Origin of the sequence: Mesorhizobium sp. M0152, from assembly GCF_040322415.1 — a bacterium.
Taxonomy (GTDB): domain Bacteria; phylum Pseudomonadota; class Alphaproteobacteria; order Rhizobiales; family Rhizobiaceae; genus Mesorhizobium.
In genome coordinates, this window is the sequence record NZ_JAMYTH010000108.1 from 1 (window position 1) to 1,756 (window position 1,756).

General features: G+C 61.0%; 1 pseudogene. It reads right to left on the bottom strand.

The annotated features are described in order from the left end of the window. A pseudogene (locus NKJ26_RS33300) lies at positions 1-1,654 on the bottom strand (hypothetical protein); the annotation flags it as partial. Between the last annotated feature and the right edge of the window lie 102 nt (positions 1,655-1,756).

Sequence of the window (1,756 nt, forward strand, 5' to 3'; positions counted from 1 at the left end):
CTTCTTTGTACTCTTTGATGAGAGCCGCTGTGTAATCTCTGATGAGCGCGGCGTCGGCAGGGTAGGGATTCCGGACAGGGCGGTCGACCACTGGCGCTCCGCCCGCCAACGTCTTGAGACGACCCAGTGCTCTAGCCACGATCGAGGGGCCACCCCTGCTCTCGTACTCCGAGGGGCCACCCCTGCTCTCGTACTCCTTGCGATCCTGATCCAGCGACGATTCGTCAAGCCGAGCAGCAAATCCCGGCCTGTTATTGTCAAAGAGCCAACGACCAAAGCCGAGAAGAGAATTTACATGGCGCTTGACCGTGCTCTCCTTGACCTTACCCGCGTAAGCTGACCTCAGCCCTTCGACAACGGTCGCATCGTTGGAATAGAGGGGACCCTTGTCGCGACCGGAGACCCCTATTGGAGGATCTGGCTGCACCGCCGCCGGCACAGAACGAGCATGGTCACGCAACTCGGACGGTGCGGGGGGATTCAGATCAACCACTGACGAATCCGGCGCATGATGATGGCGCGCCGTTGAGTGACCCGGCTGCAGCACCGAGGCACCCAGCATCGACCCACTGCCTCCGGCATACGGCGCCGCGGCGTGTTCTTGTCCGCTCCCTTGCATCATGGGCTGCGCTTCCCATGGCAATGCACCCACTTGATGGGTGGGGGCCTGCATCAGCACGCGAGCGCCTGAATTGCCGATCTCGCTCAGCTGCGGCTCAGTGGCAACGTCCTGCAGACGACTGTTCAGGGGCCTTTGCCTCTTCGCTGGTCTCAACTCCGCTGTATCATGCTCACGGTTGATGAGGACCTCCTCGCTTGATAGCTGGTTGCTCCTGTCCTGTGCAGCGATCCGCTCGTCCGGCGCGCGCTGGTCGCCGTCGCGCCAGATCAGGGGACGAAAGGACCCTGCGGGATCCGAGGCTTGGTGATGGGGCCCAGTTGGCACGAAAGACAATGGCAGAACAGCGTCGTCTTCATTAGCTTTCCCAGGGAGCTCGCGCCCGAGTTCGGACTTCCGGAGATGAGCTAGTGCACTGATCCCACCGGAGTTGTTATAGCGCTTGGCATCTTCATCCAGCGACCCCTCGTGAAGCCGAGCCGCAATCCCCGGCTTTTTGTTTTCAACCAGGTATTCACTGAAACGTCTAGGAGCAGATCCATAGGTCTGAATGGTAGCGGGATTCGGCCCGGTCGGCGCTGCCTTGTACTCTTTGATGGGAGCCGCTGTGTAATCTCTGATGAGCGCGGCGTCGGCAGGGTCGGGATTATTCAGGACAGCGGCGCGGTCCAGCACTGGCGCTCCGCCCGCCCACGTCTTGAGATGACCCACTGCTCTAGCCACGTCCGAGGAGCCACTCTTGCTCTCGTACTCCTTGAGATCCGGATCCAGCGACTCCTCGTGAAGCCGAGCAGCAAATCCCGGCCTGTTATTATCAAAGAGCCAACGACCAAAGCCGAGAAGAGAATTTACATGGCGCTTGACCGTGCTCTCCAATGCTGACCTCAGCCCTTCGACAACGGTCGCATCGTTGGAATAAAGAGGACGCTTGTCGGGACCGGAGACCCCTATTGGAGGATCTGGCTGCACCGCCGCCGGCACAGAACGAGCAGGGTCACGCAACTCGGACGGTGCGGGGGGATTCAGATCAACCACTGACGAATCGCGCGCCGTTGAGTGACCCGGCTGCAGCACCGAGGCACCCAGCATCGACCCACTGCCTCCGGCGTAGGGCGCCGCGGCGTGTTCTTGTCCGCT